Annotated in this window: 4 protein-coding genes and 1 pseudogene; 4 read left to right on the top strand and 1 reads right to left on the bottom strand. The window is 62.4% G+C overall.

Going from position 1 to position 5,486, the window contains the following annotated elements; translation table 11 throughout:
- A partial coding sequence (locus EOA75_RS27930) for a LysR family transcriptional regulator (RefSeq protein WP_164747601.1) occupies positions 1 to 468 on the bottom strand: 468 nt, incomplete at its 3' end.
- A gap of 293 nt (positions 469 to 761) precedes the next feature.
- On the opposite strand from EOA75_RS27930, the gene chvE reads away from it, so the two are divergent.
- From chvE to EOA75_RS27910, 4 genes and pseudogenes are all read left to right on the top strand, one after another.
- Entirely contained in the window at positions 762 to 1,832 is a 1,071-nt protein-coding gene (gene chvE / locus EOA75_RS27925) for a multiple monosaccharide ABC transporter substrate-binding protein (RefSeq protein ID WP_066996783.1), read from the top strand.
- A gap of 188 nt (positions 1,833 to 2,020) precedes the next feature.
- On the top strand, positions 2,021 to 3,556 hold the full coding sequence (gene mmsA / locus EOA75_RS27920) for a multiple monosaccharide ABC transporter ATP-binding protein (RefSeq protein ID WP_067322747.1): 1,536 nt from the start codon (positions 2,021 to 2,023) through the stop codon (positions 3,554 to 3,556).
- Complete coding sequence (gene mmsB / locus EOA75_RS27915) at positions 3,553 to 4,845, top strand: multiple monosaccharide ABC transporter permease (RefSeq protein WP_066996778.1); 1,293 nt, start codon at positions 3,553 to 3,555, stop codon at positions 4,843 to 4,845. The genes mmsA and mmsB overlap by 4 nt, the downstream gene beginning before the upstream one ends.
- A 208-nt stretch (positions 4,846 to 5,053) precedes the next feature.
- Positions 5,054 to 5,486, top strand: a pseudogene (locus tag EOA75_RS27910) (GguC protein); the annotation flags it as partial.

Raw genomic sequence — 5,486 nt, 5'->3', positions numbered from 1 at the left:
GGTCTCGACCTGCATGGTGATCTCGATGCGCGGATAGATGCGGCGGATCTCGCGAATCGCCGGCACCGCCAGTTCGATCGCCGGCGCAGTCACGGCGCCGAGAAACACCGAGCCGCCCTTGCCTGCCTTGAGTTCCGAAATCTCGCGGTCGGCTTCGCGCATTTCGAGCAGGATCGAGCGGGCGCGCCTGGCGAGCGCCTGACCGTAAGGGGTCAGCGTCACGCCGCGCGGCAGCCGCTCGCACAATTTCACGTCGAGCACCGCCTCCATCTCGGCGATCATGCGCGAGGCCGCCGGCTGGGAAATATTCATCACCTGGGCGGCGGCGCTCACCCGTCCGTGATCGTCGAGCGCGGCGATCATTCGCATATGGCGCAGGCTCAGGCCGCTGCGCAGGAGCGTTTCGCCGTCCCCCGGAAGCTTCTCGTAACTCCCTGAAATCGCATCAGGATCGCGCAGCGCCGCCATGATTTCCCAGCCTCTCCGGCAGTTCTCTGCTCTACGCTAAATCATACCAGTTTCGGTATAGCAACCAGCAAAGATCGCATTTGACAGTTATGTCAAAGGGACACACCCTTCGCGCGTTCCGAGACGCAGCGATCGGCAACGAGCAAAATCGTATCGATTGAAACTGCGTCGCGGGGCCGATTGGGAGGATACCGGAGATCGATAAAGCCGACAGAGGCGCGACTGCGCTCCTGTTCGACTGCGCGGCCCGCGAAGCCCCGAGGTGTCGCGTCCATCAACCAGGGAGAGTAAATGTGAAGATCATCAAGACGCTGGCCGCCGTCGCGGCCCTTGGCATTGCCGCCACGACCTATTCGGCGCACGCCGCCGACAAGGGTCTCGTCGGCGTGCTGATGCCGACCAAGACCTCGCAGCGCTGGATCAACGACGGCGACGCCGTCAAGTCCCAGCTCGAAGCGCTGGGCTACACGGTCGACCTGCAATACGCGCAGGACGACATCCCGAACCAGCTCAGCCAGCTGGAAAACGAGATCACGAAAGGCCCGAAAGCGCTGATCATCGCTTCGATCGACGGCACCACCATGGCCGATGCGCTGCAGAAGGCCAATGACGCAGGCGTCGTCACCATCGCCTATGACCGGCTGATCAAGAAGACCCCGAATGTTGACTACTACACCACCTTCGACAATTTCGGCGTCGGCGTGATCCAGGCGAATTCCCTGGTCAAGGGCCTCAAGGAGCGCTTCCCGAACACCAAGCCGTGGAACGTCGAGCTGTTCGGCGGCTCGCCCGACGACAACAACGCCTTCTTCTTCTACAACGGCGCGATGTCGGTCCTGCAGCCGCTGATCGACGACGGCTCGATCAAGATCAAGTCCGGCCAGATGGGCATGGACAAGGTCGGCACGCTGCGCTGGCTCGCCGCCACCGCCCAGGCCCGCATGGACAACCTGCTCTCGGCCAACTACTCGGACGGCAGCCGCGTCGATGGCGTTCTGTCGCCCTATGACGGCCTGTCGCGCGGCATCACCGCCTCGCTGCGCGCTGTCGGCTACGGCACGGATGCTCAGCCCTGGCCGATCGTGACCGGTCAGGACGCCGAGACCGCCTCGGTCAAGCTGATCATTTCGGGCGAGCAGTATTCGACCGTGTTCAAGGACACCCGCGAGCTGGCCAAGGCCACCGTGCAGCTGGTCGACAAGGTGCTCTCCGGCGGCAAGCCCGACGGCCTCGACACCAAGACCTACAACAACGACGTCAAGGTCGTTCCCTCGATCCTCTTGACGCCGCACGAGGTCGACAAGTCGAACTACAAGGCGCTGGTCGTCGACTCCGGCTACATCAAGGCCGAAGAGCTGAAGTAATCCAGCCTTTAAGGGAGGGGTCCTGCGCGACGCAGGGCCCCTTTTCGTTCAGAAGCGACCCCGGTATTGTTTTTGCCGGCTTCTGCAGCGCCATGCGCCATCGCGGCGCGAGCCAGACTGCAGTATGTTGATTTCGCGCATAACGCCTTCCGGAAACGGCAGGCATGCGCCAGGGAGCGGAATTCCTGATGAGCTCGACGATTTTGGAGATGCGCGACATCACCAAGACGTTCCCCGGCGTGAAGGCGCTGTCGAACGTCAACCTCAGCGTCGAGGAAGGAGAAATCCACGCCATCGTCGGCGAGAACGGCGCCGGCAAATCGACGCTGATGAAGGTGCTGTCGGGCGTCTACCCGACCGGTACCTATGAAGGCGAGATCGTCTTTCGCGGCCAGGAATGCCACTTCAAGGGTATCCATGACAGCGAGCATATCGGCATCGTCATCATCCACCAGGAACTTGCCCTGGTGCCGATGCTGTCGATCGCGGAAAACATCTTCCTGGGCAACGAGCACGCCAGCTACGGCGTCATCGACTGGAACGCCAACGAGAAGCGCACCAAGGCCCTTCTCGACAAAGTCGGCTTGAAGGAAGATCCCAAGACGCTGATCACCAATATCGGCGTCGGCAAGCAGCAACTGGTCGAGATCGCCAAGGCGCTCAGCAAGGAAGTGAAGCTGCTGATCCTTGACGAGCCGACCGCCTCGCTCAGCGAAAAGGACAGCCAGGCGCTGCTCGATCTTCTGCTCGAGTTCAAGCGCCAGGGCATGACCTCGATCCTGATCTCGCACAAGCTCAACGAGGTGAACCGCGTCGCCGACAAGGTGACGGTGATCCGCGACGGGCGCACCATCGAGACCCTGCCCAGGAAGGACATCAGCGAAGACCGGATCATCACTTCGATGGTCGGCCGCTCGCTCGACGACCGCTACCCGCCGCGCGAGCCCCAGATCGGCGAGGTTATTTTCGAAGTGAAGAACTGGTCGGTGTACCATCCGATCCACGCCGAGCGGCAGGTGATCAAGAACGTCAACCTCAATGTGCGCAAGGGCGAGGTGGTCGGCATTGCCGGGCTGATGGGCGCCGGCCGCACCGAATTCGCGATGAGCCTGTTCGGCCGTTCCTATGGCCGGCATATCAGCGGCGAGGTCCTGCTCAGGGGTAAGCCTCTCGATCTTTCGACGGTGAGCAAGGCGGTGGAGAACCGGATCGCCTATGTCACCGAGGACCGCAAGACCTTTGGCCTCAACCTCATCGACCACATCAAGCACAACGTGACGCTGGCCAATTTGGGAGGCGTCTCCAGCCGCGGCGTCATCGACGACATGCGCGAGATGAGCGTCGCCAACGACTATCGCAAGAAGACCAACATCCGCGCATCCAGCGTCTATCAGCTGACCGGCAATCTTTCGGGCGGCAACCAGCAAAAGGTGGTGCTGTCGAAATGGCTGTTCGCCGACCCGGAAGTGCTGATCCTCGACGAACCGACGCGCGGCATTGACGTCGGCGCCAAGTACGAAATCTACACGATCATCGCCCGCCTCGCCGCAGAGGGAAAGGCAATCGTCGTCATCTCGTCGGAAATGCCGGAATTGCTCGGCATCACCGACCGCATCTATGTCATGAACGAAGGGCGTATCGTCGGCGAAATGGCGGCAAGCGACGCCAGCCAGGAAAAGATCATGCGCGCCATCGTTCGGGGAGAAGGAAAAAAAGCCTCATGAGCACAGAAAGCGCTCCCGCGCCGCAGAGCGGCGTCGCCGAAGACGTCAAGCATGGTCCGCGTGTCGCCGTTTCGGCGCTGACGACGAACCTGCGCGAATACGGACTGATCATCGCGCTGATCGTCATCATGCTGTTCTTCCAGTACACGACGTCCGGCACGCTGTTCAAACCGGTCAACCTCAGCAACCTGGTGCAGCAGAACTCGTTCATCATCGTGATGGCGCTTGGCATGCTGCTGGTGATCGTCGCCGGCTATATCGACCTCAGCGTGGGATCGGTCGCCGGCTTCATCGGCGCGCTTGCCGCAATGATGATGGTCATCTGGCCGCTCGGTATATTCAGCAATCCTCTGGTGGTCTCTATCGTTTGCTTGATCGTCGGTGCGCTTATCGGCGCGGCGCAAGGCTATTGGATCGCCTATCACCGAATACCGAGCTTCATCGTGACGCTGGCGGGCATGCTGATCTTCCGCGGCATCTGCCAGGCACTGCTTGGCGGCGGCTCCTCGGTAGGTCCGCTTCCCGACAGCTTCAAGGCGTTGAGCTCCGGCTTCATCCCCGACGTCATCGGCCCGCTGACGCTCATTCCGCCGACGGTGAATGCCGCCGGCAAGACCATCGTCGGCAGCGGCCTTACGCTGCACATGACGACGATCGTGCTCGGTCTGGTCGCGGTGCTCGCCTATGCCTATTTCGGCTTCAGAACACGGCGTAAGCGCGAACGGCATGGCTATGAGGCCGAGCCCTTCCCGCTGTTCGTCGTCAAGACGCTGGTCGGCAGCGCGCTGGCGCTGTTCCTGGTCTTCCAGTTCGCCAGCTACAGGGGCCTGCCGGTGGTGCTTCTGGTGATGGGCGTGCTGATCTCGCTGTTCGTCTTCGTCACCAAGCGCATGACCATCGGCCGCCGCATCTATGCGATGGGCGGCAACGCCAAGGCGGCGCAGCTGTCGGGCATCAACACCGAAAGGCTGACGCTGCTCGTCTTCATCAACATGGGCGTGCTGTCGGCGCTCGGCGGCCTGATCATCGCCGCTCGCCTCGGCCAGGCCGTCCCGGCCGCCGGTCTGGGCAGCGAGCTCGACGTGATCGCCGCGGTCTTCATCGGGGGCGCCTCGGCGATGGGCGGTGTCGGACAGGTCATCGGCGCCGTGGTCGGCGGCTTCATCATGGGCGTGATGAACAACGGCATGTCGATCATGGGCGTCAATGTCGACTGGCAGCAGGTGGTCAAAGGCCTGGTGCTGCTCGGTGCCGTCATCTTCGACGTCTACAACAAGAACAAGGCGTAGAGGCCGGAGGCAAGGACTAAGGAGGCATACGGGTTCTAGATCGCGAAGCTGCCGGCAACCCGTCGGCGCGAAGAAGTCCTGGAAGGACCAGGCTCGCGAGTGCAATCCGGACGAAGAGTTTCAACCGTGGCGCGGATCGGTTCCGGGCCGCGCCGGTCAGGGCTTGCCAATCGGCAGCCGGGCCAACGCAAAAGAGAGAGGGTTCATCATGCTGATTTCCCAGATCCTCGATGACGCCGAGACGATCCGCGTCGTTGCCCGCAGCGGCGGCAAGACCCGGATCATCAACGGCGCGCGCAGCGTCTATTCGCTGGCGATGGAGGCAGCCCGCACCGGCACCGGGCTCGAGGCGCTGATCGAGCGCAAGGGCTATGGCGAGACGGTCGACCTCGACGCCGTCTACAAGAAGGGACGCCTGGTGTCGCCGATCAACCATCCCGACCCCGCGCATCTCCACCTTACCGGCACCGGGCTTACACATCTCGGCTCCGCCGCGACACGCGATTCCATGCACAAGAAGCTCAGCGACGGCGAGGAGCAGCTCACCGATTCCATGAAGATGTTCCGCATGGGGCTGGAGGGCGGCAAGCCGGCCAAGGGCGAGATCGGCGTGCAGCCGGAATGGTTCTACAAGGGCAACC

The organism is Mesorhizobium sp. M1A.F.Ca.IN.022.07.1.1 (assembly GCF_003997575.1).
Lineage (GTDB): Bacteria > Pseudomonadota > Alphaproteobacteria > Rhizobiales > Rhizobiaceae > Mesorhizobium.
Note: the sequence above shows the minus strand (reverse complement) of the source record. Positions and strands in the feature narration are given on the sequence as shown.